The organism is Polaromonas sp. (genome assembly GCF_013817205.1).
Lineage (GTDB): Bacteria > Pseudomonadota > Gammaproteobacteria > Burkholderiales > Burkholderiaceae_C > Polaromonas.
Window position 1 is genome coordinate 1 of the sequence record NZ_JACDDD010000054.1, and the last position, 26,764, is coordinate 26,764.

Below are 26,764 nucleotides of genomic sequence, written 5' to 3' on the forward strand. Positions count from 1 at the left end.
GCCCTGTTGCAGCGCGGCTATGAACGCCACCTCACCAGGCTGCGCCTGCCGCAGTGCAGGCTGCAGGCCCTGGCGCCAGACCAGCGCGGTTTCAGCCACACGGTTGCGCAGGCGTTTGCCGGCGACCTCCAGCGACAGCGTGTCGCCGACGTGCGCCTGCACGATGCTGACCACGGGAAATGCGCTGGGCACGACCCTGGCGCCGGGGCACAGCCGCAATGTCAGCGCGACCAGGTCTGCCGTTTGCAGCAGCCCCAGCGACTCCAGGTCCACCTCGCCATCGGCTACGGTGGCGGCCACATGCAGCGCCCATTCGACACGCGCTACGTCGCCCAGATAGGGTTCCTCGCGCGCAAGATCGTCCAGCGATTCGATAAAGTCCGCGAAGCTGTCGCCCCACTGGGCCATGTCACCGCGCGCGGGCGGCGAGTGTTGCCAGAAGTGACGCGACACGCCGTCAAAGCTCTCCGCTCCCATCAACGCTGCCACCACCGGATAGGCAGCGGCCAGTGCACGCTGCGCCAGCGCGTGGCCGTTGCTGCGGTAGGCTTGCAGTCCGCGTTCAAGATGCTTTTGGTCTTTTGCCCCCGCCGAATAAGCGTGGGTAGCTATTGTTTTTATAGCATCCGCTTGCCGCGGCTGGAGCAGCGCCGTCAGCAGTGCCTGCTGCTGCGCCGCGAGCCCGGTGGCGGCGCTCATGCCGACACCTCCGCTGGCTGGTTCAGCCTGCGCGCACGTTCGGCTTCGTCCAGCAGCACATCCAGCGGCGGGATGGCGGTGTCCCACTCGATCAGCGTGGGCCGCACGCCGAACCGCGCGATGGCATGGGCATACAGCTGCCACACCGAGTCTGGCACGCGACTGCCGTGATCATCAATCACGATGTCGTCCATCACGCAGTGGCCGGCCAGATGGATCTCACCCACGCCTTCCGTCGGCAGCTGGTCCAGCCAGTGCCGGCACGCGTTCACCGGCTCGGGCGCGTTTTCTCCAGTCGACAAACAGACGTTGAGTGCATTGACATAAATATTGTTCACGTCCACCAGCAAGCCACAACCGGTGCGCTGCACCAGCTCGCGGAGGAAATCGGTTTCACTGCGGTCACTGCCGGACAGCGTCAGGTAGGCCGACAGGTTCTCAACCAGCAAGGGCCGCTGGAGCCGCTCCTGCACCTGCTGGACATTGCGGCAGAAGACGTCCAGCGATTCCTGGTTGAAAGGGATGGGCAACAGGTCGCCGGCATGTACATCCCGGCCCTTGACATGCGCCCGCGCGAAACAGGCGTGGTCGCTGATGCGCACCGGCTCGATTCGTTCTGCCAGGCGCGCGAGTTGATCGAGGTGCCAGGGGTCCACGCCGGTGGCCGAGCCCAGCGCCAGACCGACCCCGTGCAGGCTCACCGGGTAAGTCGCGCGGGCTTGCTCCAGCACCTGGAGTGCGGCACCGCCCTCACCGAAAAAATTTTCGGAATGCACTTCCAGAAAATCAAGAGCGGGAAGCGTCTGGAGCAGCTCCGCATAATGCGGATGCCGCCAGCCAATGCCAGTGCCAGTGGGCGCCGCATTGGTGGCGTGGGCGAAGCGGTCCATGGTCAGCATCTGCCGCTTCACCTCATGGTTTCCGCCGAAAGGCGATCAGCTCTTTTTGTCCATCATCGGCTTGGCTTTCATCTTGGCCTGCTCGGCAGTCATGCCCTTCATGCCGGCGCAAGTGCCTTTGGCCACGTATTTCCATTCACCGGCATCGTCGCTGACTTTGGACTGCCCGGCGCACGAGTGCGTACCGGCGAGGTTGGCGCAATCGTTCTGGCCGGCCTTGGCGATGCCGTAGCATTTTTCCTTTTCCTGGGCGACGGCGGGCGTAGCGACGAGCATGGTGGACAGCAGGGAGGCTGCCGCAGCAGCAATCATGGCGCGTTGGTTCATTTGAAATCTCCAATCAAGGGTTTGCACAGTTTAAAAATCAACCAGCGCAGAACACTTGTCTGACTGGTTGAGGCTTGGTCTGTCCGGCGCCGCCGTTCTTACAGAATTTTTTCGCATGCCCGTCAAAAAGCGCACGTTTACAGCAGGTCGGCAATTCGGTCCCAGGCCTCAGGCGGGATGCGGCCCGTATAACGCTCGACGATTTTTCCGGATTTGTCAATCAGGTAGCCCGCCGGCAACTGCGCATGTTTGCCGAGGTTGTCGCGATAACTGCTGTCACCGGCCCAGAGCTGCACAAAACGCTGCCGGGTTGGCACGGTGCGCGAGATGATGTTTTCGTAGTCCTGCATGTCCTTGATGCGCGCGTCGGTGTTGACCGCCACCAGCTCAAAGGGCTTGCCGGCCCAGCCTTCGTAGTTGGTGCGCAATTCCGGCATCTTGTCGCGGCAGACGGCGCAGCCGGTCGACCAGTACAACACCAGCACCACCTTGCCCTTGAGCGAAGGCAGGGCAAAGGCTTTGCCCTCCAACGTTTTGCCTTCAATATGCGGCGTTGCGACCGCTGCCGCTGGCGTCTTCGGCAGGGGAGGTTGCGATGTTTGCGATGTTTGCGATGTTTGCGATGTTTGCGGTGTTTGCGGTGTTTGCGCGTGCAGCGGAGCGCCCAGGCCAAGCGCGAAGACAAACGCGCCCAAGGTTACAAGGCTCCGGCCCGAACGGGGCAGACCCTGGCGGACAGTGACTTGTGAAATGTGACAGGTATGGCCCATGATGGTGTCCTCGGTATGTGGTGGCCTCAACTTGATGGCAACGATTGGTCGCCGACTGCGGGGATTCCTTACGGGTATTTCTGCGATTTTTTTGCCTCCTCCTGTGCCATGCGGCTAGACTCGCGATCGATGGCCACCTTCGAAGAACAACTGGTTGAGCACCGGGTTTACCTCATGCGTTTTGCGCGCTTGCAGCTGCGCAACGATGCCTGGGCCGAAGATGCCGTATCAGAAACGCTGCTGGCGGCCCTGTCCAAGCCGCAGTCTTTCGGCAACCGCTCGCAGCTCAAGACGTGGCTGGTCGGGATTCTCAAGCACAAGGTCATTGACCTGATCCGGAGCAACGCCCGCGAGGTGTCACGGCCTGATCGCGGCGTCGATGAGGAGGCCGATGAACTCGACAAGCTCGTGTTCCAGCCCGACGGCCACTTCGCGAGCCCGCCCCAGAATTGGGGCGATCCGCAGCAGACCCTGGCGCAAAGCCAGTTTTTCAAGGTCCTCGACGCCTGCGTGGAACGGCTGCCACCGGCGCTGGGCCGCCTGTTCCTGATGCGTGAATGGCTGGAGCTGTCCTGCGAAGAAGTCTGTAAGGAACTGTCCCTGACGCCGACCAACCTCTATGTTCAATTGCACCGTGCGCGCCTGCGTTTGCGCGAATGCCTGGCCATCCACTGGTTTGGCTCATCCCCCCGCTGAATGGCCGGCATGAAATTCACACTTCTGAGACGTAGCTGCAAAGAGGCCGCTGCCTTGCTGGTGGCACGCGAAGACCGGGCATTGAGCCTGCCCGATACGATGGCCCTGCGCCTGCATCTGATGGCCTGCAAGGCCTGCCCCCAATTTGAAAACCAGATACTGACCATGCGTCAGGCCATGGCGCGGTGGCGCCAGACGTCCGATGAGAGCGGCAACAAGCGAGACTCCAACCGGCCTTGAAGCCCCGGATTTTTGTATATAAACGTAAAAGCAAACCTCTGTAACGCGTCTCCCGAGCTGGCGGCGCAGTCCGGTACCCTCACATGCTAGTGTGCGCAAACTTGTCTTGTTTGCCGCAGTATGCAACGTCATTCTGGCCGATGACCGGGGAGGCACAGGCGCATCAGATAGGGGATGGCGTGCCACATAGGGCTTGCCGGGGCAAAACCCCCCGCGCAGCCCCGATTGACGCGGGTTTGACGGGTCCGGCTGAAACGGTGCGGGCTTGTTTTCTCCCTGCCCGCCGCATAATATGAGCGCGCGGGCAAGTACCCGCACAGGTTGGGTGATCGGTCAGTTTCGCGCGCTACAGCGGTACGTTTGAGATGTGTTGTGCTATCGGGACTCCATCGCTTTTGTCATTGTGTTTTAGAGGAGTCCCTGCATGGGCAACAAACTTTATGTCGGCAATCTGCCGTACTCGGTTCGCGACGAAGACTTGCAACAATCCTTTGGCCAGTTTGGCGCTGTCACCAGCGCCAAAGTCATGATGGAGCGCGACACCGGCCGCTCCAAGGGCTTCGGCTTTGTCGAGATGGGCAGCGATGCCGAAGCACAGGCCGCAATTGCCGGCATGAACGGCCAGCCTCTGGGCGGCCGCAGCGTTGTCGTCAATGAAGCACGCCCCATGGAAGCCCGCCCGCCACGCAGCGGTGGCTTTGGCGGTGGTGGTGGTGGTTATGGCGGCGGCGGCGGTAGTGGTGGGGGCTACGGCGGCGGCGGCAACGGCGGTGGGGGTGGATACGGCGGCGGTGGCGGCGGCCGTTCCGGCGGTGGCGGCAGCGACGGCGGTTTTCGCAGCCCCTACGGCGGCGGTGGTCGCGGCGGTGGTGGCGGGGGCGGTGGTGGTGGCCGCGGCGGCTACTAAGCCCTTGCACCTATTCCCTTCAGCCTTGGGCTGAAGAGCGCTCAAAAGGCTTCAGAACTTCTGTTTTGAAGCCTTTTTGCTTTCCAGCCCCCGTCCCGCGGGCGTATCCAGCTATGACTTTTATAGCATCCGTTCAGCCACCGCCCTGCCGGTGCTTGCGCGGCCGGCCCGCCAGCGCACGATCAAACAGCGCATTGGGCAACAGGCGCAGCAACTTGGCCACCACACCCATCTGCCACGGAATCACGCGGTAGCTGACGCCGGCCGCTATCGCGCTGAAGGCCTTATCAGCAAACACATCAGGCGGCATCAGGAAGGGCATGGCATAGCGGTTTTTCTGCGTCAGCGGCGTGTCGATGTAGCCGGGGCAGATCGTCACCACCTTCACGCCGGTGGGCCGCAACTCGCCGCGCAGGCTTTCGCAATAAGCGATCACTGCCGCCTTGCTGGCGCAATAGGCGCCGTGCCCGGGCAGACCGCGAATGCCGGCGACGCTCCCAATGCCGACCAGTGTGCCGGAGCCGCGCTGCACCATGGCCCCCACAAAGGGGTGGAAGGTCGCCGCCAGGCCGATGTTGTTGGTCGCAAAGGTCTGCGCCATTACGTCCAGGTCTTCCCGCACGGCGGTGTCCATGCCCATGCTGATGCCGGCATTGGCGATCACCACATCGGGCACGCCCTGCGCGGCCATGCAGGCATGGCCCGCAGCGACGATGCTGTCCGGCACGGACACGTCGGCGCAGTAAATTTGATAATTGTGTGCAGCCAGCTGCCGCGACCGGGCCCAGGCCTCGACGTCGGCCGTGCGCCGCGCCACCAGCGCCAGCCGGTAGCCCGCCTGGTAAAACCGCAGGGCCATCGCCTGGCCAATGCCACTGGATGCCCCGGTAATGAAAACAAGCCTGGTCATGGGATGCTCCTCGGTTGCCGGGGCGCGCTATGGCGCAACCCCTATCGGGCTAGGGCGCTGCGCTGGCAGGGGCGTTACGCGGAACCAGCACGCCTTTGACACGCCCTTTCAGGTCGGCCACCCGATCCATGTTGTCATAGGCAAAGGTGTCTCCCTTGAACTCGTCCCGGCCACGCCGGATGACCACCGGCAGATGCGACTTGACGCGCTCCTCGTTGGCAAACACATGCAGAAATTCGCCGCGGAATTCAAGCCGCTGGTACTCCCTGCCATCCGCCGTGACTGACGCGTCCCGCACCACACGGGCGTTGCCGATCAACTGGACTTCGGAGCCATCACCGTTGGTCAGGGCGCGGTCGCCCGTTGAAGTCGTCAGACGGCCCTCGACGTTGTAGCTGCGAATCAGCGCCTTGTCGATCTCCAGGGTCTCGGTATCGGGGTAGTGGCGCACCTCGGTGCCGCTGACGTCGCTTTTGAGCTGGCCGGCTTCGTCAAAGGTCTTGATGCCGAACTTGCGCATGTAGTAGTCGGGCTCGCTGCTGACCGCACGCTGACCTTCTGCGGGCAGGGCTGCAGGTGTATTCCTGACCAGCCAGTAGGTGCCCAGGGCCAGCAGCCCCATCAGCAACACAGGGATGTAGATGGACGTGCGCTCCCAGACGCGGGATACACGATCAAGTGTGCGGCGCCAGTCGGTTGCAACGCCCGGCAAGGGCCAGCGGCGAGTGGTGGCCATCAGCGGGTAACCTCCTGCAGCAAACCGGCATAACGGCCGCTGGCAACCATCAGCAGATCACACAGCTCACGCACCGCACCGTCGCCGCCGCGCGCCTGGGTGACGTGATGCGCGTTGGCCCTGACCTCCACGTGCGCATTGGCCGGCGCGCAGGCAAAGGCGACGCGACGCATCACCGGCAGGTCAGGCCAGTCGTCGCCCATGAAGGCCGCCTGGGTCCAGTCCAGGCCGAGCTCTTTCAAGGTGATCAGGGCCGCGGGAAGCTTGTCTTCGGTGCCGAAATGCGTGTGCGTCACCCCCAGGGCATGCAGCCGGGAGCGCAGCACCACGCTGTCGCGACCGGTGATCACAGCCGGGGTGATGCCGGCCCGCTGCAACAGCTTCAGGCCGTGGCCGTCAAGCGTGTTGAAGCGCTTGAGGGTTTCGCCACCCGTGGGGCCGTCCTGCTGCATGCCGCGCGCATCGCCTTGCGGATACTCGCCGAAATAAAGTCCGCCGTCGGTCAGTACACCGTCGACATCAAAAAACGCCACCTTGACGTCCTGCGCGCGCAGCAGCAGCTCGGGCGCAAAGTTCAGGGCAGGAACGTGGGGGCTCATCAGATCACCTTTGCGCGCAGCAAGTCGTTGCTGTTGAGCGCGCCACACAGGACACCGTTGTCGTCCACCACCAGCACGCTGGTGATTCGATATTGCTCCATCAATGTCACTGCTTCCACCGCCAGCGCACCGCTGTGCAAGGTACGCGGCCCCGGGTGCATGACCTCTTCGGCGGTGCGGGCACGCAGGTCCGTGCCTTTTTCAACCAGGCGCCGCAGGTCGCCGTCGGTGAAGATACCCATCACGCGGCGCGTATCGTCAACCACCGCCGAAGCGCCCAGGCCCTTGTTGCTCATTTCGCGCATCAATTCCGTGAAGCTGGTGTGACGGCCCACCGCCGGCACGGCTTCGCCGGTACGCATGACGTCGCTGACATGGGTCAGCAGCTTGCGACCCAGCGCGCCGCCCGGATGGGAGCGTGCGAAGTCTTCTTCCCTGAAGCCGCGTGCGTCCAGCAGGGCCACCGCCAGCGCGTCGCCCATGGCCAGCTGCGCAGTGGTGCTGGCAGTGGGCGCCAGGTTCAGCGGGCAGGCTTCCTTTTCAACACTGGTATCGAGCACGACGTCGGCATGGCGGGCCAGGGTGGACTGCTTGCCGCCGGTCATGGCCAGCAGCGGCACGCCCTGGCGCTTGATCACCGGCAGGATGCCCGTGAGTTCTTGCACTTCGCCGCTGTTGGAGACCGCCAGCAACACGTCGGCGCCAGTGATCATGCCGAGGTCGCCGTGGCTGGCTTCGGCGGGGTGCACAAACATCGCCGGGGTGCCGGTAGACGCCAGCGTTGCGGCAATCTTGCGGCCAATGTGGCCGCTTTTGCCCATGCCCATGACCACCACCCGCCCCCCGCAGTTGAGCACCAGTTGCACGGCACGGCCAAACTCGGGGCCCACCCGGTTTTTCAGACCCAGCACGGCAGCGGCTTCGATTTCAAAGGTGGTGTGGGCCAGTGCGAGCGCCTGCGCGGGGTCAAAATTCACGGGATCAAAGCTCATGCACGCATTCTATAGAGCGCTCTGCAAGGCGGCCGTCCAGGGCGTTTTGCCCCCCTGCGGGCCGGCGGCCATCAGCTACCATCAATGCATGAGTGCGCTCGAACTGACCCTGCTGTATTTGCTGGCCGCCGTGCTCGGCGTGGTCGTCTGCCGATCACTCAAGTTGCCGCCCATGCTGGGCTACCTCGCCGTGGGTGTGGTGATCGGCCCCAACGCCCTGGCCCTGTCGGAAGACGCGGATGGTGTGCGGCACCTGGGCGAGTTCGGCGTGGTGTTCCTGATGTTTGTGATCGGGCTGGAGTTCAACCTGCCCAAGCTGCGCTCAATGCGCCGCCATGTGTTTGGCCTCGGGTTATTGCAGGTGCTGCTGACGATTGTGCTGGCCACGGTGGGCTCGCTGTTTCTCGCCACCCTGGCGCCCACCTTGTGGGGCATGTCGTGGCAAACCGCGCTGGCGCTGTCAGGCGCTATTGCCATGAGCAGCACGGCTGTGGTGGTCAAGCTGCTGTCCGAGCGGCTGGAGATGGAGTCCGAACACGGCAAACGCGTGATGGGCGTGTTGCTGTTCCAGGATCTGGCCGTGGTGCCGTTGCTGGTATTGATCCCCGCGCTGGGCTCCCCGCCGGATGAGCTGTTGACGGCGCTGGCCATCGCCGGGCTGAAGGCCACGGTGCTGGTCGGCCTGCTGCTGACTGGCGGCCAGCGTGTCATGCGCTGGTGGCTGACGCTGGTGGCCAGACGCAAAAGCGAAGAGCTGTTTGTGCTGAACCTGCTGCTGGTCACGCTGGCACTGGCCTGGCTGACCGAGCTGGCCGGCCTGAGCCTGGCGCTGGGCGCCTTCATCGCCGGCATGCTGATCTCCGAAACCGAGTTCAAGCACCAGGTGGAAACCGATATACGCCCCTTCCATGATGTGCTGCTGGGCCTGTTTTTTATCAGCATTGGCATGATGCTGGACTGGCGCCTGGTGCTGGAGCGCTGGCCGCTGGTGCTGTTGCTGCTGACGGTGCCGGTGCTGTTCAAGCTGCTGCTGGTGGCCGCCCTCGCGCGCGGACTGGGCGCCACCGCCGGGGTGTCGCTGCGTACCGGGCTGTACCTGGCGCAGGCCGGGGAGTTCGGTTTTGTGCTACTGACGCTGGCCGAGAACAACAGTCTGGTCCCGCCAGAGTTGCTCAACCCCATCCTGGCCAGCATGGTGCTGTCGATGCTGGCCACGCCTTTCATCATCATGTACAGCAACCGCATCGTGATGCGCCTGGTCAGCAGCGAATGGCTGCAGCAGTCGCTGCAGATGACCAGCATCGCGCGCAAGTCCATCAATGTCGACAAACACGTGATCATCTGCGGCTACGGCCGCTGCGGGCAGAACCTGGGCCGCATGCTCGATGGCGAAGGCATTCCCTACATGGCGCTGGACCTGGACCCGGACCGGGTTCGGCAGGCGGCAGCGGCCGGCGATTCGGTGGTGTTTGGCGACGCGGTGCGGCTGCAGGCCCTGATGGCAGCCGGCCTGGCGCGCGCCAGCGCCGTGGTTGTCACCTATCTGGACACCGCCAGTGCCATGAAGGTGCTGGCCAACATCCGCGCGCATGCGCCCACGGTGCCGGTGATCGTGCGTACGGTGGACGACCACGACCTGGAGAAGTTGCAGGCCGCGGGTGCGGCGGAGGTGGTGCCCGAAGCCATCGAAGGCAGCCTGATGCTGGCCAGCCACGCGCTGGCGCTGGTGGGCGTGCCCATGCGCCGCGTGATCCGGGTGGTGCAGGAGCAGCGCGATGCGCGCTACAGCCTGCTGCGCGGCTACTTTCACGGCGCCGACGACAACAGCATCAACGAAGTGGACCAGGAGCGCCTGGCTACTCTCACGCTGCCGCTGGGCACGCGCGTTGCCGGGCAGGCGCTGAGCGCCATGGCCCTGCATGCGATGGGCGTGCGGGTCGTCAGCCTGCGGCGCAGCGACGGCCGAGCGACGAGCCATGACGACGAGACGCTGCTGGAAGGTGGCGATGCGCTGGTACTGTCCGGCAAGCCCGAGGCGCTGGCCATGGCCGAAGAAAAACTGCTCAGCGGACGTCTGTGAACCCGCGCCACTACCTGCGCGCCTCACAAGGCAAAATGAGGGCCCGCCCATTTTCCGGATCGCCATGAAACCCCCACTGTCCGATGATCTGAGCCACCAGTCGGTCAACCAGTACCTGAAGAACCACATCCGCACCGTGCCCGACTGGCCGGCGCCGGGCGTGCAGTTCCGCGACATCACGCCGCTGCTGCAGAACCCCAAGGTGTTTCGCGTATTGATCGACGCCTTTGTGCACCGATACATGGACAAGAACCTGCGCCCCGACGTGGTGGCAGGCCTTGATGCGCGTGGCTTCATCCTCGGCGCCGTGGTGGCCTATGAACTCAACGTCGGTTTCGTGCCGATTCGCAAGAAGGGCAAGCTGCCCTTCACCACCGTGCAGGAAACCTACGAACTGGAATACGGCAGCGCCACGGTGGAGTTGCACACTGACGCAGTGAAACCCGGCGACAGGGTGCTGCTGATTGACGACCTGATCGCCACTGGCGGCACCATGATGGCAGGCAAGAAGCTGCTGGAAAAACTCGGCGCCACGGTGATGGAGGGCGCGGCGATAGTGGATTTGCCCGAGCTCGGCGGCTCAGCACGTCTGAGGGAATCAGGCCTGCCGCTGTTCACGCTGCTGGATTTCGCCGGGCATTGAGTAGTGAGTTGCTATCAAATTAATAGCTGCTTGCGCTTGTACAGCAAGGGCTGAGGCCCTTTTTAATGCCTAATTGAGGTCACCGTACTGGGTGGCGCTCAACGCGGGCACCAAAGCCGGCGAGTCGGGCATCTCGGTGTCTTCAAACCCTGTCAACAATGTGTAGGAGCGCGGCACGCTGCGGCCCGGCACCGAGGCTTCAGCGGGCACCCCGTGGGCCGAAGCGGCGGCCAGCGCCAGCTTGAAGGCCGCGACTTCATCAGCCTGGATCGGCTCATACCGCTTGACGGCAGCCTTTTCGGCGGTGGGGGCGACTTCCGGCAAGGTGACCAGTGCGGGCTGGGCAGGGATGGCAGGCACCGGCGCTGCGTCGGCGTGGTAGAGCGGGGCGGGACGGCTGTTGCCCTGCGGGGCGGCGCCCGCCGGCCGGGCCACTGAAACCAGCTCATTGAAGCGCCAGTAGACCGCCGTAACGCGGATGTCGTAGCGCGACCTGGCGCTGTGGGCAATCATCACTTCCATTTCGGCCAGCCGCTCGGCTTGCGCGCTAAACTCCTGCGCCAGGTCCACCATGACCATGAACTGCTCGCCACGCGGATCCAGGGACAGCACCTTGAATTTGTAGGCGCCGGACAGCACGCCCGCGCGGATCATGGCCTCGCGCACTGCGGTGTACAGAAGCTCACGCTTGGCGTGGCGCTGCGACCTCTGCGTGCCACCGCGCACCTCGTCGGCCACCGGCCTGGACGACCCCGGTGCCCACGGCTTGTCACGCGTCAATCCCGAGGTGCCGCTGTCCGACGGGGCCCTGGTTGCTGCCTGATGGTCTGCGCCGGATTTGCCGGAAAACCAATTGAAAATCGACATGAGCACCCGCCTGAAAAACGATGGCCGACAGGCGGCGATCAAAGTAGTTTACTTGTCCTTCGGCATCTGTCGCCGGTCTCGAAGACCAAGTTGGCACCGGCCCAGCACAAGCGACGCAGATGCCTGCAATAAGTCACGCTTTTCCGTTAATACGCCACCAGAACACCGCGACAAAGCTGTCAGGTCACGGCCACGCGCTTGGGCCGGTTGTACAGGCGTTTGGCAAGCACACCGCCCATGGCCAGTGTCAGCTCAAGGGCAATCGGGCTGTGGCGGTTTGACAGTTCCTTGAAGCGCAGTGCCGTCAGGCACCACACCTTGCTGGCGTTGGACGCTTGCACGGTGGCATTGCGCGGCATGCGCGCGAAAAAAGCGCCTTCGCCGACCACCGTTCCGGCACCAACCAGCGCGAGCCGCACGCGCCCCTTGTCGTCCTCGTAATGAACACTCAGCGAGCCGCTTTCAATGAAGTACAGGGTCTGGTCGGTCGATCCCTGTTCAATCAGCACCTGGCCCTGCTGCATGGCAAAGGGCTGCATGTAGCCTGCAAGAATGTCCCACTGTTGTGGCGTGAACTGGCAACGCAATGCATCGCTGGCATGACTGTGCGCCATGGCAGTGGCCAGGCCCTGGATTTCAAAACGCAGAGGGGTGGGTAAAGGTGCATTCATGATGCACGGAAGATACGCCGCCAACGCCCGCTGCAGCAAGGGACATTAACGCAAGCTTACAGCTGATACATCGAGGGGAAAACCGTAACCCGCCGCAATCGGTTCTCCAGAGGGGGAATAACCCGGCCTATTTGCCGATACAAAATTTGGAGAATATCTCGCCCAGCAAATCGTCGGGCGTGAACTCGCCGGTAATGCGGCCGAGCGCGTTTTGCGCCTGGCGCAGGTCTTCTGCCAGCAGGTCCAGCGCCGGCACCTTCGCGCGAAGCTGGGCAACAGCGCGTGTGAGCTGCGCATCCACCTCGCGCAAAGCGCGCACATGTCGCTCGCGCGCCATGAACACGCCCTCGGGCGCGCCCTGCCAGCCCACCAGCTGCAGCAGTTGCTGGCGAAGCTGCTGCAGGCCTTCACCGGTTTTGGCCGAGATCACTACACCCGTCGTCGCGGCAGCTACAGCGGACTCACCAGCTGCATCCGATTTGTTCCAGACATCGATCACCGGAATATGGCTGGGCAACCTGGCTGCGAGAACCTGTGCGATGGCGGCGTCGTCGGCCCGATAGCTTCGCGCGACCCGCTCGTTCTCGGGCGTGTGCTGGCGCGTCAGGTCATGCAGGAAAAGCACCGCGTCGGCGCTCTCGATTTCACCCCAGGCACGCGCGATCCCGATTTTTTCTACCTCGTCGACCTCCGGCAACAGGCTGTCACGCAAGCCTGCCGTGTCCACCACATGCAGGGGCACGCCCTCGATCTGTATCAGTTGCGACACCTTGTCACGCGTGGTGCCGGCCACCGGCGTGACGATGGCCAGTTCGGCGCCGGCCAGCGCATTGAGCAGCGAGCTTTTGCCAGCGTTCGGCTGCCCGGCGATCACCACCTTGATGCCCTCGCGCAGAATTGCGCCCTGCTGCGCTCGCTGCATCACGCCAGCCAGCGTACGTTGCAGCCGCTCCAGCTGGCCCCGGGCATCGGCCTTGTGCAAAAAGTCGATGTCCTCTTCCGGAAAATCCAGCGTCGCCTCGACCAGCATGCGCAGGTGCACCAGACGCTCCAGCAGCACATGCACCTCGTTTGAGAACTCCCCCGAGAGCGACCGGGCCGCCGAACGTGCCGCCGTTTCGGTGCTGGCGTCAATCAGGTCGGCAATCGCCTCGGCCTGCGCCAGATCGATCTTGTCGTTCAGAAAGGCCCGCTCTGTGAACTCCCCCGGCTGGGCCAGGCGCAGGCCTGCCAAGCGCGGCCGCCCCGTGTCGCTATCGTTTTCTGCCGCCACCTCGAGGCAACGCGCCAGCAACAGCTGCAGCACCACCGGCCCGCCATGGGCCTGAAGCTCCAGAACGTCTTCGCCGGTGTAGGAATGTGGCGCAGGAAAATAAAGCGCCAGACCCTGATCGATGACCTGTCCGTCTGCGTCCAGGAAAGGCAGGTACGTAGCGTGGCGCGGCTGCAGCGGCTTGCCGCAGATGGCCGCAACCACATCGGCCAGGCCCTTGCCCGACAGCCGCACGATGCCAACCGCTCCGCGCCCTGGCGCGGTCGCAATAGCCGTAATCGGATCGTGGTGTCGCGCTAGCATAGGGCCATTATCCAGAGACACCGCGGAACCGGCTTTGCCGGGCCGCAGGCGTCGCCCCCTGGGGGGAGGCGTCGAAGACGCTTCGGGGGGTTACTTAAACTTCGGCAGGTTGAACTGCGGCGGCACGCCCATGCGGGTGTTGATGACCCACTGCTGCGCAATCGACAGGATGTTGTTGGTGATCCAGTACAGCACCAGACCCGCCGGGAAGAAGAAGAACATCACACTGAAGATCAGCGGCATGAACCACATCAGCTTGGCTTGCATCGGGTCCGGCGGTGTCGGGTTCAACGCTGTCTGCAGCATGGTCGTCGCTGTCATCAACAGCGGCAGAATGTAGAAGGGATCCGGCGAAGACAAGTCCTTGATCCACAGGATCCACGGCGCATTGCGCATCTCCACCGAGCTCAGCAACACCCAATAGAGCGCAATGAACACCGGGATCTGGATCATGATCGGGAAGCAGCCACCCATGGGGTTGACCTTTTCTTCCTTGTAGATCTTCATCATGGCGAGCTGCATTTCCTGAGGCTTGTCCTTCAGACGTTCGCGCATTTCCATGATCTTGGGATTGACCGCCTTCATCTTGGCCATGCTCGCATAAGCCTTGGCATTGAGCCAGTAAAACGCGATTTTCAGCAGCACCACCAGCGCCACAATGGACCAGCCCCAGTTGTGAATGAAGCTATACAGCTTGTCGAGCAGCCAGTACAGCGGCTTGGCCAGGATGGTCAGCCAGCCATAGTCCTTGACCAGCTCCAGGCCGGGCGCAATGGCTTCGAGCCGCTTTTCTTCCTGCGGGCCGACAAACAGTTTTGCCGTGGTGGACTGGGTGGCGCCGGGCGCGATCGCCTGCAGCGGCGTGATCATGCCCACGGCGTACAGGTTGGTGTCAACCTTGCGCAGGAAGATGTCGCGCTTCAGGCCGTCCGGCAGGATCCAGGCGGTCGCAAAATAATGCTGGACCATCGCCACAAAACCGTTGCTGGCCTGTTTCTCGACATCCACTTTGTTCTTCTCGATGTCGCTGAACTCGATCTTCTGGTATTTCTGCGCTTCCGTGTAAATGGCCGGTCCGGTAAAGGTGGAATAAAACGCTGACTCGCCCGGCAGCTTGTTGCCGTCGCGCACCAGCTGTGTGTACAGCTGCGGCGACACGGCGCTGGCGCCGTTGTTGACCACGTCGTGGCGCACCGCGATGTCGTAGGCACCGCGCTTGAGCGTGTAGGTCTTGACCAGCTTGACGCCCCCGACCTCGGCCGATTCAAACTTGACCTCCAGGCTGTCCTGCCCGTCTTTCAACTGACGCTCACCGGGCACGGCGGTCATGGGTGTCTTGTGGGTCGGGAAGCTGCCGCCACCGCCGCCCGCGATCAGGCCGGACTGGGCCACATAGACGCGCGCTGCGCTTTCGTCGAGCAGCACAAAGCCGTCGGTCTTGCCGTCAACATCCTTCAGCTTTGGAAAGGCAGAGCCGACCAGCGTGCCGCCCTCGGTGTCAAAAGTCAGCGTCAGCAAATCGGTCGTGACAACCAGGCGCTGCTTGGTGGCAGAAGGCGTGCTTGTCGGCACGGCACCTGGCAAGGCTGCGGCGCCCGGCGTGGCTGCAGGCGCAGGCACAGCACCACTGCCAACAGGACCCGCCGGTACGCCGGACGTCGAAGCTGGCTTGGCAGCTGGCGCCGTGGGGGCAGCGGGCGTTGGCGACGGGAAAAATGTGGCCTTATTGCCGTTGAACAGCTGCCACTGGTCCCACAACAGGACCATGGAAAAACCAAAAATCACCCACAGGATGGTGCGGCGTATGTCGTTCATGACGGCTTCTTTTTAGAGGGGATCGAAGTCACGGGTGTGACCAGGCGGGTGAATAGGGGAAATCGGCCAGCGCCCGGCCGCGACGAGGGCACCGGGTCGTAGCCACCGTTGCACCAGGGGTGGCAACGCGCCAGGCGGTACAGCGTCAGGGAGCTGCCTTTGGTGGCGCCATGCTGCTGCAAGGCCTGCAGCGAATAAGCCGAGCAGGTGGGGTCAAACCGGCAGGACGAGCCAAGCCACGGGCTCAGCAACAGGCGGTAACCCTTGACCAGGCCCACCAGGAGTTTTTGCGGCAGACGGTAAATCGCAGCAGCTGTGCAGCGCAAGGTGGTCAGGGCGCTCATGGGGCGCTCGCCGCGGCCTGCATCAGGGCCCGCACCTCGGTGCGGACGGCCTGTGTGAGGGCTTCCGAGCTGGCGCTGACAAATTCCTTGCGGGAAAAATCACGCCGCAGGCGCACCACCCAGGCAGCTTGGGGACAAGAGGGCAAAAAATCAGCGCTCACGGTGTAGATCTGTCTTTTGATGGCGTTGCGGGTCACTGCGCGTTTGGCCCAGCGTTTAGGCACCATCGCCCCGACCCAGGTGTCATGCACCGGAAAGAGGTCCGGCGTGGCGTGGGTTTTGGCGGCGACGATCTGTGCATTCATGGCATCGAGTGCATTGCGGTGCAATGCAAAATGCAATGTTTTTGCAACGATGGCGCCGGCAAGGACTGCCTGGAACTGGGGTCGGGTTTGAAGCCGCTGCACTGGCGCCTGGCGTCCGCGCTTAAAGCAACCGGCAGCCGGAGACAGGCTTATACAGCCAGGCGCTTGCGGCCTTTGGCGCGACGCGCAGCAATCACTGCGCGGCCGCCGCGGGTTTTCATGCGGGTCAGGAAGCCGTGTGTGCGGGCGCGTTTGACTTTGGAAGGTTGGTATGTGCGTTTCATGATGGTCCTACAGGCTACAAAGCTCCCTTTGCAAAATCCGCAATGCGTGGTTGGCGGTAAAAAACCGGCGAGCAAACCAGCGGTGTGTCAGGGAAACCCATGATTATCGCAGATTTCCCAACGCTGGCAACAAGTTAGGCCCTTCAGTGGCGGTAAAGGCTGAGATGGCACGCTACGGCCAGACCGGCCCCACTAGGTTAAAACCCGCAGGAATCTTTTTGTGGATAACTAGGCCACGCGACTACAATAACGGGTGCCAAAAATTAATAATATCCACAAGCACAAGCCTGCTGGCGATTGCGTCTGTCCAGAACAAACCACCCATGCGTGAGGGATCCGTTCTCAGTTCCAGCCAGGACTTGTGGCAAAGCTGCGTCGATCATCTGGCGCAGGAACTGCCCGAGCAGCAGTTCAACACCTGGATCCGTCCGCTGGTCGCCGAAGTAACGGCTGACCTGTCCAAGGTCACCATTCAGGTCGGCAACCGTTTCAAGCTGGACTGGATCCGCGCGCAGTACGCTGGCCGGATTTCCGCCCTGCTGGAAAAAATTTCTGGTCACCCTGTTCCGTTGGAGTTAGCGCTCGCTCAGCGCGAAGCTGCCGTCCGTGCTGTGCCACTGACACGCAGCTTTGAAGGTAATGGAGTGTCCGAGCCGGTTGGTCTGGGTGTGCCCGAAGAAGTCGCCGGCGCGCCCTTCAAGAGCCGGCTCAATACCGCGCTGACCTTTGACACCCTGATCGAAGGGACGGCCAACCGCATGGGCCGGGCTGCCGCCATGCATGTGTCCAGCAGCCTGGGCCAGCTTTACAACCCGCTGTTCATTTACGGCGGCGTCGGTTTGGGCAAAACCCATCTGGTGCACGCCATCGGCAACAAGCTGCTGGCCGACAACCCCGCTGCCAAAGTTCTCTACATCCACGCGGAACAATTCGTCTCGGATGTGGTTAAAGCCTACCAGCGCAAGACCTTCGACGACTTCAAGGAGCGCTACCACTCGTTGGACCTGCTGCTGATCGACGACGTCCAGTTCTTCGCTAACAAGGACCGCACGCAAGAAGAGTTCTTCAATGCGTTTGAAGCCTTGCTGACCAAAAAGTCGCACATCGTGCTGACCAGTGACACCTATCCCAAGGGCCTGGCCGACATCCATGAACGCCTGGTGTCGCGTTTTGATTCCGGCCTGACGGTCGCCATTGAGCCGCCCGAGCTTGAGATGCGCGTGGCTATCCTGATCCGCAAGGCCGAGGCCGAAGGCGCAGTCATGCCCGAGGAAGTCGCTTTTTTTGTAGCCAAAAACGTACGCTCGAACGTGCGTGAGCTGGAAGGCGCGCTACGCAAGATCCTGGCTTATTCGCGCTTCAACCTCAAGGAAATCTCCATCCAACTGGCGCGGGAGGCGCTGCGCGACCTGTTGTCCATCCAGAACCGCCAGATCTCCGTTGAAAACATCCAGAAAACCGTCGCCGACTATTACAAGATCAAGGTCGCCGACATGTATTCAAAGAAGCGCCCGGCCAGCATTGCCCGGCCGCGCCAGATCGCCATGTATTTGGCCAAGGAACTCACCCAGAAAAGCCTGCCGGAGATCGGCGAGCTGTTTGGCGGCCGCGACCACACCACCGTGCTGCACGCTGTCCGCAAGATGTCGGCCGAGCGCCAGCAGATGACCGAACTGAATCAGCAGCTGCATGTGCTGGAACAAACCCTGAAAGGTTGAAATGAATACTTTTTCAGCCACTTTTTCCCGTATCCAGGCTGAGCTGACAACTGTGGGGACAACTTTTGCACAACTACAGGCTTATCCACAGGCCGGGTGGATTCGGCAAAGTTGTTCATATGGGGCAGCAAGGTTCAGGGGAGCCTTGCCACATGGTTAAACAAGCGCCAAGTAGTTGATCAAAAAGAAGAAAATAGGGATGTCCACAGAAACGTGCTGCCCTTATCTACTACTACTAATTTGAATTAAAGAAATAAGAGGTTAAGACAGTGATTGTTCTCAAAGCCACTCAGGATAAAGTTTTATCGGTTCTGCAATCGGTCGCCGGCATCGTGGAGCGCAGGCACACCCTGCCAATTCTGGCCAACGTGCTGATCCGCAAAACGGGCTCGCAATTGCAGCTGACCACCAGCGATCTGGAAATCCAGATCCGCACCACTGCCGAGCTTGATGGCGATACAGGCAACTTCACCACCACCGTGGGCGCGCGCAAGCTGATCGACATCCTGCGTTCTATGCCCAGCGACCAGACCGTGTCGCTGGAGTCGGCACAGAACAAGCTGATTCTCAAGGGTGGCAAGAGTCGCTTCACGCTGCAAACGCTGCCGGCGGAAGACTTTCCGCTGGTGCAGGAAGCCGCCAACTTTGGCCCCAGTTTTTCAGTGCCGCAAAAGGTGCTGAAGGAGCTGCTGAACCAGGTGTCGTTCGCGATGGCTGTGCACGACATCCGTTATTACCTCAATGGCATCCTGTTCGTCGCCGAAGGCAAGCAGCTGAGCCTGGTGGCCACCGACGGGCACCGGCTGGCGTTTTCGTCGGCTACGCTTGATGTTGAAGTGCCGCGCCAGGAAGTGATTTTGCCGCGCAAGACCGTGCTGGAAATGCAGCGCCTGCTCAGCGACAAGGAAGGCGCGATTGAAATGCAGTTTGCCGGTAACCAGGCCAAGTTCAGCTTCGAAGGCATGGAGTTTGTCACCAAGCTGGTAGAGGGCAAATTCCCCGACTACAACCGCGTGATCCCGAAGAACCACAAGAACATCATCACCCTGGGCCGAATGCCGCTGCTGGCCAGCCTGCAGCGCACCGCCATCCTGACCAGTGAGAAGTTCAAGGGTGTGCGCCTGAACATCGAGCCCGGCACCCTGCGCGTGGCGTCCAACAATGCCGAGCAGGAAGAAGCTGTGGACGAGCTCGACATTGACTATGCCGGTGACGCAATTGAAATTGGTTTCAACGTGACTTACCTGATTGATGCCCTGACCAATATGGAGCAAGACATGGTCAAGATCGAACTGGCCGACTCCAACAGCTCGGCGCTGCTGACCATTCCCGACGATGCGGCCTTTAAATACGTCGTGATGCCGATGCGAATTTAAGCGTATCTACAGTACAAAAAAATGCACTGCCACCTCACCGAACCCGCTTGCCAAAGCGGGTTCGGTCATTGAAGAGATTGAGAAAACGTAGTTATGACGCAAGAAAATCAAGCCAGCGAAGCCACTCCTGTTGAACCCGGCCCTGTCGGCGAAGGTGTTCATTCGGGTGAAGGCGCTGAGGGCAGCTCCAATTTCCAGCCCAAAATAGATTCCAACCAGGCCGGCGCATCAGAAGGGTATGGCGAAGGCTCTATCCAGATCCTGGAAGGCCTGGAGGCCGTGCGCAAACGCCCAGGTATGTACATCGGCGACACGTCTGACGGCACCGGCTTGCACCACCTGGTGTTCGAGGTGGTCGACAACTCCATTGATGAATCGCTGGCCGGCCATTGTGACGACATCATGGTCACCATCCACCTGGACAACTCCATCAGCGTGGTGGACAACGGCCGCGGCATCCCGACCGGCATCAAGATGGACGACAAGCACGAGCCCAAACGTTCTGCGGCAGAAATTGCGCTGACCGAGCTGCATGCCGGCGGCAAGTTCAATCAGAACAGCTACAAGGTCTCGGGTGGCCTGCACGGCGTGGGCGTGAGCTGCGTGAATGCATTGTCCAAAATGCTGCGCCTGACGATTCGCCGCGAAGGCAAAGTCCATGTGATGGAGTTCTCCAAGGGCTTTGTACAGAACCGCATCATCGAGCAGGTCGGCGGTGTCGATGTCTCGCCCATGCAGGTTCTGGGTGACACCGACAAGCGCGGTACCGAGGTGCATTTTCTGCCCGATACCGACATCTTCCAGCAGAACAACGACTTCCATTACGAAATTTTGAGCAAGCGTCTGCGCGAGCTGAGCTTTTTGAACAACGGCGTGAAGATCCGCCTGAAGGACGAGCGCAGTGGCAAGGAAGACGACTTTGCCGGCGCCGGTGGCGTGACGGGTTTTGTCAATTTCATCAACAAGGGCAAGACGGTTTTGCACCCCAACGTGTTCCACGCCATGGGCGACCGCCAGAGCGACCAGAACACCAACATCGGTGTCGAGGTCGCCATGCAGTGGAACAGCGGCTACAACGAACAGGTGCTGTGTTTCACCAACAACATTCCGCAGCGTGACGGCGGCACCCACCTGACCGGCCTGCGTGCCGCGATGACCCGCGTGATCAACAAGTACATCGAAGAAACCGAGCTGGCCAAGAAGGCCAAGGTCGAGGTCACCGGTGACGACATGCGTGAAGGCCTGACCTGCGTGCTAAGCGTCAAGGTGCCTGAGCCCAAGTTCTCCAGCCAGACCAAGGACAAGCTGGTCAGCTCCGAGGTGCGCGGCCCGGTTGAAGACATCGTCAGCAAGCTGCTGGCCGACTACCTGCAGGAGCGACCCAACGACGCCAAGATCATCGTGGGCAAGATTATCGAAGCCGCGCGCGCGCGTGAGGCCGCCCGCAAGGCGCGTGACATGACACGCCGCAAGGGTGTGCTCGACGGCATGGGCCTGCCCGGCAAGCTGGCCGACTGCCAGGAAAAAGACCCGGCACTGTGCGAAATCTATATCGTCGAGGGTGACTCTGCCGGTGGCTCTGCCAAGCAGGGTCGTGACCGCAAGTTCCAGGCAATCTTGCCGCTGCGCGGCAAGATCCTGAACGTCGAAAAAGCGCGTTATGAAAAGCTGCTGACCAGCAACGAAATCTTGACGCTGATCACCGCCCTGGGCACCGGCATCGGCAAGGCCGGCGGCACCACCGGCAACGATGACTTCAACGTTGCCAAGCTGCGTTACCACCGCATCATCATCATGACCGACGCTGACGTGGACGGCGCGCACATTCGCACGCTGCTGCTGACCTTTTTCTATCGCCAGATGCCAGAGCTGGTGGAGCGCGGCCACATCTATATTGCGCAGCCACCGCTGTACAAGGTCAAGTCTGGCAAGGAAGAGCAGTACTTGAAAGACGGCCCGGCGCTCGACAGCTTTTTGCTGAAAATTGCGCTGAAAGACGCTGCAGTACAGACCGGCGCAGACCCATCGACCGGCAAGGGCACGCTGCTGACCGGCGACACGCTGGCCGAGCTGGCGCGCAAACACCAGCTGGCCGAGCAGGTCATTGCGCGCCTGCGCGGCTACATGGACGCCGAAGCGCTCAAAGCCATTGCCGACGGCGTGGCGCTGAACCTGGACACCGTAGAAGACGCCGAACGCTCTGCCATGGCGCTGCAGGCCCAGTTGCCGACAGCCGAAGTGGCCGGCGAGTTCGACGCCCGCAATGACAAACCGATCCTGCGCATCAGCCGCCGCCACCACGGCAACGTCAAGAGCAGCGTGCTGACGCAAGACTTTGTGCACGGTGCCGACTATGCCGCTCTGGTGGAAGCTGCCGTCACCTTCAAGGGCCTGATGAGCGAAGGCGCCAAGGCCATGCGCGGCGAAGGCGAGCGCCAGAAGGAAGAAAAAGTTGAGACCTTCCGCGACGCCATGGCCTGGCTGATCGTGCAGGCCGAAGGCGCGACCGCACGCCAGCGCTACAAGGGCCTGGGCGAGATGAACCCGGCCCAGTTGTGGGAAACGACGATGGACCCGACCGTGCGCCGCCTGCTGCGCGTGCAGATCGACGACGCGATCGAAGCCGATCACGTGTTCACCATGCTGATGGGCGACGAGGTTGAGCCGCGCCGGCATTTTATTGAGACGAATGCGCTGCGGGCTGCGAATATCGACGTGTAAGAGCATGAAGCGCACGGTAAAACTTACCCAGCTGCATACCGTCCAGGAGGGCGGGGACCTGGCCTATTGGCTTGCGCAGCCGGTTCAGGCCCGGATTGATGCCGTTGAGGCGTTGCGCCTTCAGCACAGCCAAGGACAGTCCCATGTTGACTTCAGACTTCAAAGAGTTTGCCGCGTTATTCAACTTAAACAAGGTTGAATATCTGGTGGTAGGTGGGTACGCACTAGCTGCGTATGGCCACCCGCGTTATACCGGTGATCTGGACTTCTGGATCGGGACGGATGCGAGCAATGCAGACCGGGTTCTGACGGCGCTTGCTCAATTCGGATTTGGAAGCCTCGGCATCAGCAAAGCGGATCTGACAACGCCCAACCATGTCATCCAGATGGGTTACCCACCGGCGCGCATTGACTTGTTAACGAGTATTGACGGTGTGGACTTCGTGGATTGTTATCAGCGCCGCCTAGCTGTTGTTGTTGATGGCCTTGAACTAGGCTTTATTTCGCTGGACGACTTCAAGATCAATAAAAGGGCCGTTGGCCGGCACAAGGACTTGGCGGATCTGGAGGCGCTTGAAGGCCTGAAAAAGCCGTGAAGGCATGCCAGGCGAGGGCCCGGTGGCCGGAATGCCGCCCATGAGCTGCATCGCCGTCATCGACTTTGAAACCACCGGCCTGTCGCCCGCCATGGGTGACCGCGCCACCGAGGTGGCCATCGTGCTGGTTGAAAACGGCTGCGTGGTGGACCGCTTCCAGAGCCTGATGAATGCTGGCGTTCACATCCCGGCCTTCATCACCAGCCTGACAGGCATCAGCAACGCGATGGTGGCCGCCGCGCCGGACGCAGCCCGGGTCATGCGGGAAGCCAGCCGCTTTGTCGGCAACGCGCCCATGGTGGCGCACAACGCTTCATTTGACCGCAGGTTCTGGCATGCCGAGCTGGCGCGTGCCGGTGGCGCGGCGGCGCAGCCCTTTGCCTGCACCATGCTTGTGTCCAGAAGGTTGTACCCCCAGGCATCCAGCCACAAGCTGGGCGTGCTGGTGGACTACCACCAGCTGCCTCACGCCGGCCGTGCCCACCGGGCGCTGGCTGATGCGGAAATGGCGGCTTCGCTGCTGGGGCAGATTCAGCATGACTTGCGGACGCGGCACCGGGTTGGGCAGCCCGATCACGCCTTGTTGATGTTGCTGCAGCGCTGCGCGAAGCCCGCCGTTTCTGCATTGATGGCGAAGTACGCCGACGTGTGAGTGATCCGGGAGGGGGCTTGTCGGGGGTCTTGGCACCCCGCAACGCTGCAAAGCGAGCGGCTGGCCACGGCGCAGGTGACGGCGCTGCTCAAGCGCGGCCTCTTGGTGACCAATTCCCCGCACGGCAAGCTGCGCTTTGGTGTGCCGCAGCACGCGCTGCGGTTTTATTTTCCAAGGCTGTGGCCCGAAGCAGAAGCAGAAGCAGGCGCTGGGCCTGATGCTACACGCTGACTTTTATGCATCAAAACGAGCACCAGCCCTTATGGGGAGTGCGTCAGTAGCTATGAAAATAATAGCGGGTCGGGGGCGTCTTGCGGCTTTGTGCGCCGTGTCCAGGGCTTGAAGGCAGGCCCCGGCGGCTGTCAGTACCGCGTTTCGCCCGTCACCCGCTCCACCTCGTTGATGGCGTAGTTGGTGAACTCGTCGATCTCGGTGGCTTTGTCGAAGACGGCGTCGGCGCCGGCGGCCAGGCAGCGCTGGCGCATCTGGGGGGTGGCATAACCGGTAAGGACGACGATTTTCTGGCGCAGCTCGCGGTTGCTGCAGCTTTTGACCACATTCAGGCCGCTGCCCTGCAGCAGGAAGAGGTCGACCACGGCCAGGTCCCAGTCGCTGGGGTTGTCGTCCAGCCACTTTGTGGCGTCGGCTTCGTTGCAGGCCCAGCCGACCATGCGGGCGCCGACCAGCTCTTCGAGCGATTCGGACAGGGCGTCGCGGATGACGGGGCTGTCTTCGACAAGGAAAATTCGCAGGCGCATCAGAAGTCGGGGTTCACACTCGGCAGGAAGACGCCCAGTTTACACAAGCGACATATTAAGAATTAAGGGCAATGCCCTATGGCGTGTCGCTCAGGCGCCTGCCAGCCAGGCATCAAATTGGCCCTCAGCGCCCGTCTGGCGGGGGTAGGCAGCTACTATTGTGATAGCAAAACGGCCCTGGCCCTGGTGCACCACATCACGCCCATAATTGCGCATATTTACATCAAGGAGACGCGTCATGATGATTCTGCTACTCGGGCTGCTGGTTTTCCTGGGGGTGCACTCGGTCCGCGTCGTGGCCGACGGCTGGCGCAGCGCCACCATCGCGCGGGTGGGCGAGCTGCCGTGGAAGGCGGTTTACGCCGTGTTGTCCATCATTGGCTTCGTCCTAATCGTCTGGGGCTTCAGCCTGGCGCGGCAGCAGCCGGTGCAGCTGTGGATGCCGCCGCGCGGCATGCGGCACCTGGCCTCTTTGCTGACCTTGATCGCCTTTGTGTTGCTGGCGGCCACTTATGTGCCGCGCAACGCCATCAAGGCGCGGCTGCACCACCCCATGGTGCTGTCGGTGAAGGTCTGGGCGCTGGCCCACCTGCTGGCCAACGGCAACCTGGCGCACGTCGTGCTGTTCGGCAGCTTTCTGGTGTGGGCGGCGCTGAGCTTTCGCGCGGCGCGGGCGCGTGATCGGGCGGCCGGCACGGTGTATGTGCCCGGCACCACGTCCGGCACGCTGGCGACGGTGGTGGTGGGTGTGGCAGGCTGGGCGCTGTTTGCTTTTTGGGCGCATGGCGCGTTGATCGGGATCCGGCCCATCGGCTGAGGATTGCAGCCAAATCGGCGGTCAGCCCCCGACTGACGTGCGGTAGCAGCTATAAAAACCATAGCAATATGGCCTCAGGCGCGTTGTCGTGCCTGCGCACGCGGCGCTGTCTGACAAGCGTGGGGACGCCGGGGGAAAGAATGGGATCACCCAACCACTCTTTCAACAGGAGCCCATCATGAAGAGCAGCAATTTCCGCGACCATCAAACGCCTCAAACCGGCAAGGTTGCGAACGACCACAACAAGGTTGGCGAACAGGCGCCCACCCAGAAGAACGAAGGTGAACGCACGCCGGAAAGCCGCAGCGACCGTGAGTCCCAGATCGGCAGCGGCAACCAGTCGCAGTCACGCCGCGGTGCGACCGGGCGTTAGCCCGTCTGGGCTTCGTTCGGCATTAAATCGGCCTCTGGCCCTTGCTGGACAAGGGTAAGCAGCTATTAAAATCATAGCGAAATGGCCCGCCGGCGCTGCTTGCGGTCTTGCGGTGATGCACCCCGCCCCATACGTCAGGCGCAGCAGGGGCCGGCCCTGTGGCAAGCTGCGGGTTTATTTCGCGGGCCAAGCCCGTCGAGGCGGCGCATCATGAAATTGTTTCTTCGTTCCCTGCTTTTCTTTCTGGTGGGTACGTTCGTCCTGGGCGCCGTGCTTGTCATCGCGACCTGGGCGCCGGACCAGCCGCTGGAAGCGCTCAAGCCGCGCTGGGCGCAGCCGCCTTCCCAGTTCATCGCCATCGACGGCATGCAGGTGCATCTGCGGGACGAGGGTCCGCGGAACGACGGGCTGCCCATCGTGCTGATTCACGGTACCTCGGCCAGCCTGCACACCTGGGAGGGCTGGGCCGCAGCCCTTAGCGGGCAGCGGCGCGTGATCCGCTTTGATTTGCCGGGCTTTGCATTGACCGGGCCAAACCGGCAAGATGATTATTCGGTGCAGGCTTATGTGCGTTTTGTCACCGCAGTGATGGACCAGCTGGGCGTGCAGCGCTTTGTGCTGGCCGGCAATTCACTGGGCGGGCAGGTCGCCTGGGCCACTGCGGTGGCGCTGCCGCAAAGCGTGGCAAAGCTGGTGCTTGTTGACGCCAGCGGGTATCCGCTGGAGTCGGCCAGCCAGCCGCCTTCTTTGCCTCTGGGTTTTCGGATTGCACGTACGCCGGGGCTGCGGGTGCTGACGCAGTACACGCTGCCGCGCAGCATTGTGGAGAAAAGCGTGCGCAATGTGTATGGCAATCCGTCAAAGGTGACGCCTGAACTGGTGGATTTGTACCGCGACATGACCTTGCGCGCAGGCAACCGCAAGGCGCTGGGCCGGCGTATGGACCAGGGTTACACCGGTGACGTGGCCGGCTTGAAGACGCTGGCCATACCGACGCTGATTCTCTGGGGCGGGCAGGACCGCCTGATTCCGCCGGAGTTTGGTCAGCGGTTTGTGCGCGACATCGCTGGCAGCCGGCTGGTGGTGTTTGACGACCTGGGCCACGTGCCGCACGAGGAAGACCCGGCGCGCACGGTGGCGGTGGTGAGGGCGTTTCTCGGCTTGTAAGCCGCAAACTTTGTCATCCCGGACTTGATCCGGGGTCTGTGTTCGCAAGCTCCTGCCAGGTGGTCTGCCAACAAGCCGGTGCTCGCCGAAAACGGGGTCGAGCTCGAACTCGGCTAGCGCCTCAGACAATCGCTCGTCCTGATCCGTTTTCGGCTCCGCTCCTCGGCCCAGCCCGACGGGTGGGGGAAGAAGAGAACATCCAAATACCGAATTCAATCCGGAGTGC

General features: G+C 62.2%; 30 protein-coding genes and 1 pseudogene. 14 read left to right on the top strand and 17 right to left on the bottom strand.

Annotation, left to right across the window (positions count from 1 at the left end; translation table 11 throughout):
• From H0W47_RS12780 to H0W47_RS12795, 4 genes are all read right to left on the bottom strand, one after another.
• Window positions 1-699: putative DNA-binding domain-containing protein (locus H0W47_RS12780; protein WP_296924935.1), on the bottom strand; the 699-nt coding region annotated here is incomplete at its 3' end.
• On the bottom strand, window positions 696-1,610 hold the full coding sequence (locus tag H0W47_RS12785; RefSeq protein WP_367265348.1) for a DUF692 domain-containing protein: 915 nt from the start codon (window positions 1,608-1,610) through the stop codon (window positions 696-698). The genes H0W47_RS12785 and H0W47_RS12780, both read right to left, overlap by 4 nt.
• 24 nt (window positions 1,611-1,634) lie before the next feature.
• The gene (locus H0W47_RS12790; protein WP_296924937.1) at window positions 1,635-1,925 is read right to left on the bottom strand and encodes a DUF2282 domain-containing protein; all 291 of its coding nucleotides are present in this window, start codon (window positions 1,923-1,925) and stop codon (window positions 1,635-1,637) included.
• Window positions 1,926-2,062: 137 nt separating this feature from the next.
• On the bottom strand, window positions 2,063-2,695 hold the full coding sequence (locus H0W47_RS12795; RefSeq protein WP_296924939.1) for a TlpA disulfide reductase family protein: 633 nt from the start codon (window positions 2,693-2,695) through the stop codon (window positions 2,063-2,065).
• Between the two features lie 129 nt (window positions 2,696-2,824).
• On the opposite strand from H0W47_RS12795, the gene H0W47_RS12800 reads away from it, so the two are divergent.
• From H0W47_RS12800 to H0W47_RS12810, 3 genes are all read left to right on the top strand, one after another.
• Window positions 2,825-3,391, top strand: coding sequence for a sigma-70 family RNA polymerase sigma factor (locus H0W47_RS12800; protein ID WP_296924942.1), 567 nt, complete (start codon window positions 2,825-2,827; stop codon window positions 3,389-3,391).
• Window positions 3,392-3,400: 9 nt separating this feature from the next.
• On the top strand, window positions 3,401-3,631 hold the full coding sequence (locus H0W47_RS12805; RefSeq protein ID WP_296924945.1) for a zf-HC2 domain-containing protein: 231 nt from the start codon (window positions 3,401-3,403) through the stop codon (window positions 3,629-3,631).
• A 424-nt stretch (window positions 3,632-4,055) separates the two neighbouring features.
• Window positions 4,056-4,538 (top strand): RNA-binding protein, encoded by a 483-nt coding sequence (locus tag H0W47_RS12810; RefSeq protein ID WP_296924947.1) that lies wholly within the window; start codon window positions 4,056-4,058, stop codon window positions 4,536-4,538.
• Window positions 4,539-4,671: 133 nt separating this feature from the next.
• Here the strand turns inward: H0W47_RS12810 and H0W47_RS12815 are convergent, their stop codons facing one another.
• From H0W47_RS12815 to H0W47_RS12830, 4 genes are read right to left on the bottom strand one after another with little or no spacing between them, the layout of a single operon-like run.
• The gene (locus tag H0W47_RS12815; protein WP_296924950.1) at window positions 4,672-5,448 is read right to left on the bottom strand and encodes an SDR family oxidoreductase; all 777 of its coding nucleotides are present in this window, start codon (window positions 5,446-5,448) and stop codon (window positions 4,672-4,674) included.
• A 49-nt stretch (window positions 5,449-5,497) separates the two neighbouring features.
• Window positions 5,498-6,184 carry an LPS export ABC transporter periplasmic protein LptC gene (gene lptC, locus H0W47_RS12820; RefSeq protein ID WP_296924952.1) on the bottom strand — a complete coding sequence of 229 codons (687 nt, stop codon included), beginning with the start codon at window positions 6,182-6,184 and terminating at the stop codon, window positions 5,498-5,500.
• Window positions 6,184-6,783, bottom strand: coding sequence for an HAD family hydrolase (locus H0W47_RS12825; RefSeq protein WP_296924955.1), 600 nt, complete (start codon window positions 6,781-6,783; stop codon window positions 6,184-6,186). The genes lptC and H0W47_RS12825 overlap by 1 nt, the downstream gene beginning before the upstream one ends.
• Complete coding sequence (locus H0W47_RS12830; RefSeq protein WP_296924958.1) at window positions 6,783-7,775, bottom strand: SIS domain-containing protein; 993 nt, start codon at window positions 7,773-7,775, stop codon at window positions 6,783-6,785. The genes H0W47_RS12825 and H0W47_RS12830 overlap by 1 nt, the downstream gene beginning before the upstream one ends.
• Window positions 7,776-7,863: 88 nt before the next feature.
• Here H0W47_RS12830 and H0W47_RS12835 point away from each other — a divergent pair, with 88 nt between their 5' ends.
• Both H0W47_RS12835 and H0W47_RS12840 read left to right on the top strand, forming a co-directional pair.
• Window positions 7,864-9,855 carry a monovalent cation:proton antiporter family protein gene (locus H0W47_RS12835; protein WP_296924962.1) on the top strand — a complete coding sequence of 664 codons (1,992 nt, stop codon included), beginning with the start codon at window positions 7,864-7,866 and terminating at the stop codon, window positions 9,853-9,855.
• A gap of 88 nt (window positions 9,856-9,943) precedes the next feature.
• On the top strand, window positions 9,944-10,498 hold the full coding sequence (locus H0W47_RS12840) for an adenine phosphoribosyltransferase (RefSeq protein WP_296925004.1): 555 nt from the start codon (window positions 9,944-9,946) through the stop codon (window positions 10,496-10,498).
• A gap of 69 nt (window positions 10,499-10,567) precedes the next feature.
• Here the strand turns inward: H0W47_RS12840 and H0W47_RS12845 are convergent, their stop codons facing one another.
• The 7 genes from H0W47_RS12845 to rpmH form a co-directional block, all read right to left on the bottom strand.
• On the bottom strand, window positions 10,568-11,365 hold the full coding sequence (locus H0W47_RS12845; protein WP_296924965.1) for a hypothetical protein: 798 nt from the start codon (window positions 11,363-11,365) through the stop codon (window positions 10,568-10,570).
• Between the two features lie 179 nt (window positions 11,366-11,544).
• Window positions 11,545-12,036 carry a Crp/Fnr family transcriptional regulator gene (locus H0W47_RS12850; protein ID WP_296924967.1) on the bottom strand — a complete coding sequence of 164 codons (492 nt, stop codon included), beginning with the start codon at window positions 12,034-12,036 and terminating at the stop codon, window positions 11,545-11,547.
• 127 nt (window positions 12,037-12,163) lie between these two features.
• The gene (mnmE, locus tag H0W47_RS12855) at window positions 12,164-13,612 is read right to left on the bottom strand and encodes a tRNA uridine-5-carboxymethylaminomethyl(34) synthesis GTPase MnmE (protein WP_296924970.1); all 1,449 of its coding nucleotides are present in this window, start codon (window positions 13,610-13,612) and stop codon (window positions 12,164-12,166) included.
• Window positions 13,613-13,702: 90 nt separating this feature from the next.
• Complete coding sequence (yidC, locus tag H0W47_RS12860; protein WP_296924972.1) at window positions 13,703-15,427, bottom strand: membrane protein insertase YidC; 1,725 nt, start codon at window positions 15,425-15,427, stop codon at window positions 13,703-13,705.
• The gene (gene yidD / locus H0W47_RS12865) at window positions 15,424-15,723 is read right to left on the bottom strand and encodes a membrane protein insertion efficiency factor YidD (RefSeq protein ID WP_296925006.1); all 300 of its coding nucleotides are present in this window, start codon (window positions 15,721-15,723) and stop codon (window positions 15,424-15,426) included. The genes yidC and yidD overlap by 4 nt, the downstream gene beginning before the upstream one ends.
• Before the next feature lie 44 nt (window positions 15,724-15,767).
• A complete protein-coding gene (locus H0W47_RS12870) occupies window positions 15,768-16,178 on the bottom strand; it encodes a ribonuclease P protein component (protein ID WP_296924974.1) in 411 nt (136 codons plus the stop codon).
• Between the two features lie 47 nt (window positions 16,179-16,225).
• Window positions 16,226-16,360, bottom strand: a complete 135-nt coding sequence (gene rpmH, locus H0W47_RS12875; RefSeq protein ID WP_007862708.1) for a 50S ribosomal protein L34 — start codon at window positions 16,358-16,360, stop codon at window positions 16,226-16,228.
• Window positions 16,361-16,683: 323 nt separating this feature from the next.
• Here rpmH and dnaA point away from each other — a divergent pair, with 323 nt between their 5' ends.
• The 6 genes and pseudogenes from dnaA to H0W47_RS12905 all read left to right on the top strand — a co-directional run.
• Entirely contained in the window at window positions 16,684-18,078 is a 1,395-nt protein-coding gene (dnaA, locus tag H0W47_RS12880; protein ID WP_296924977.1) for a chromosomal replication initiator protein DnaA, read from the top strand.
• Window positions 18,079-18,347: 269 nt separating this feature from the next.
• Window positions 18,348-19,454, top strand: a complete 1,107-nt coding sequence (gene dnaN, locus H0W47_RS12885; RefSeq protein WP_296924980.1) for a DNA polymerase III subunit beta — start codon at window positions 18,348-18,350, stop codon at window positions 19,452-19,454.
• Window positions 19,455-19,547: 93 nt separating this feature from the next.
• Window positions 19,548-22,175 (top strand): DNA topoisomerase (ATP-hydrolyzing) subunit B, encoded by a 2,628-nt coding sequence (gyrB, locus tag H0W47_RS12890; RefSeq protein ID WP_296924984.1) that lies wholly within the window; start codon window positions 19,548-19,550, stop codon window positions 22,173-22,175.
• 143 nt (window positions 22,176-22,318) lie between these two features.
• A complete protein-coding gene (locus tag H0W47_RS12895; protein WP_296924985.1) occupies window positions 22,319-22,771 on the top strand; it encodes a DUF6036 family nucleotidyltransferase in 453 nt (150 codons plus the stop codon).
• A gap of 40 nt (window positions 22,772-22,811) precedes the next feature.
• Entirely contained in the window at window positions 22,812-23,423 is a 612-nt protein-coding gene (locus H0W47_RS12900; protein WP_296924987.1) for a PolC-type DNA polymerase III, read from the top strand.
• 54 nt (window positions 23,424-23,477) lie between these two features.
• Window positions 23,478-23,654 (top strand): annotated as a pseudogene (locus tag H0W47_RS12905) (Fic family protein); the annotation flags it as partial.
• Between the two features lie 131 nt (window positions 23,655-23,785).
• On the opposite strand, the gene H0W47_RS12910 reads toward H0W47_RS12905, so the two are convergent.
• Both H0W47_RS12910 and H0W47_RS12915 read right to left on the bottom strand, forming a co-directional pair.
• The gene (locus H0W47_RS12910; protein WP_296924990.1) at window positions 23,786-24,181 is read right to left on the bottom strand and encodes a response regulator; all 396 of its coding nucleotides are present in this window, start codon (window positions 24,179-24,181) and stop codon (window positions 23,786-23,788) included.
• 90 nt (window positions 24,182-24,271) lie between these two features.
• A complete protein-coding gene (locus H0W47_RS12915) occupies window positions 24,272-24,421 on the bottom strand; it encodes a hypothetical protein (protein WP_296924993.1) in 150 nt (49 codons plus the stop codon).
• Between H0W47_RS12915 and H0W47_RS12920 the strand changes: the two genes are divergently transcribed.
• The 3 genes from H0W47_RS12920 (at window position 24,420) to H0W47_RS12930 (ending at window position 26,538) form a co-directional block, all read left to right on the top strand.
• The gene (locus tag H0W47_RS12920; RefSeq protein ID WP_296924996.1) at window positions 24,420-24,998 is read left to right on the top strand and encodes an NnrU family protein; all 579 of its coding nucleotides are present in this window, start codon (window positions 24,420-24,422) and stop codon (window positions 24,996-24,998) included. The genes H0W47_RS12915 and H0W47_RS12920 overlap by 2 nt on opposite strands.
• Before the next feature lie 178 nt (window positions 24,999-25,176).
• Complete coding sequence (locus H0W47_RS12925; protein WP_296924998.1) at window positions 25,177-25,371, top strand: hypothetical protein; 195 nt, start codon at window positions 25,177-25,179, stop codon at window positions 25,369-25,371.
• Window positions 25,372-25,581: 210 nt separating this feature from the next.
• Entirely contained in the window at window positions 25,582-26,538 is a 957-nt protein-coding gene (locus H0W47_RS12930; RefSeq protein WP_296924999.1) for an alpha/beta hydrolase, read from the top strand.
• The last annotated feature ends 226 nt before the right edge of the window (window positions 26,539-26,764 follow it).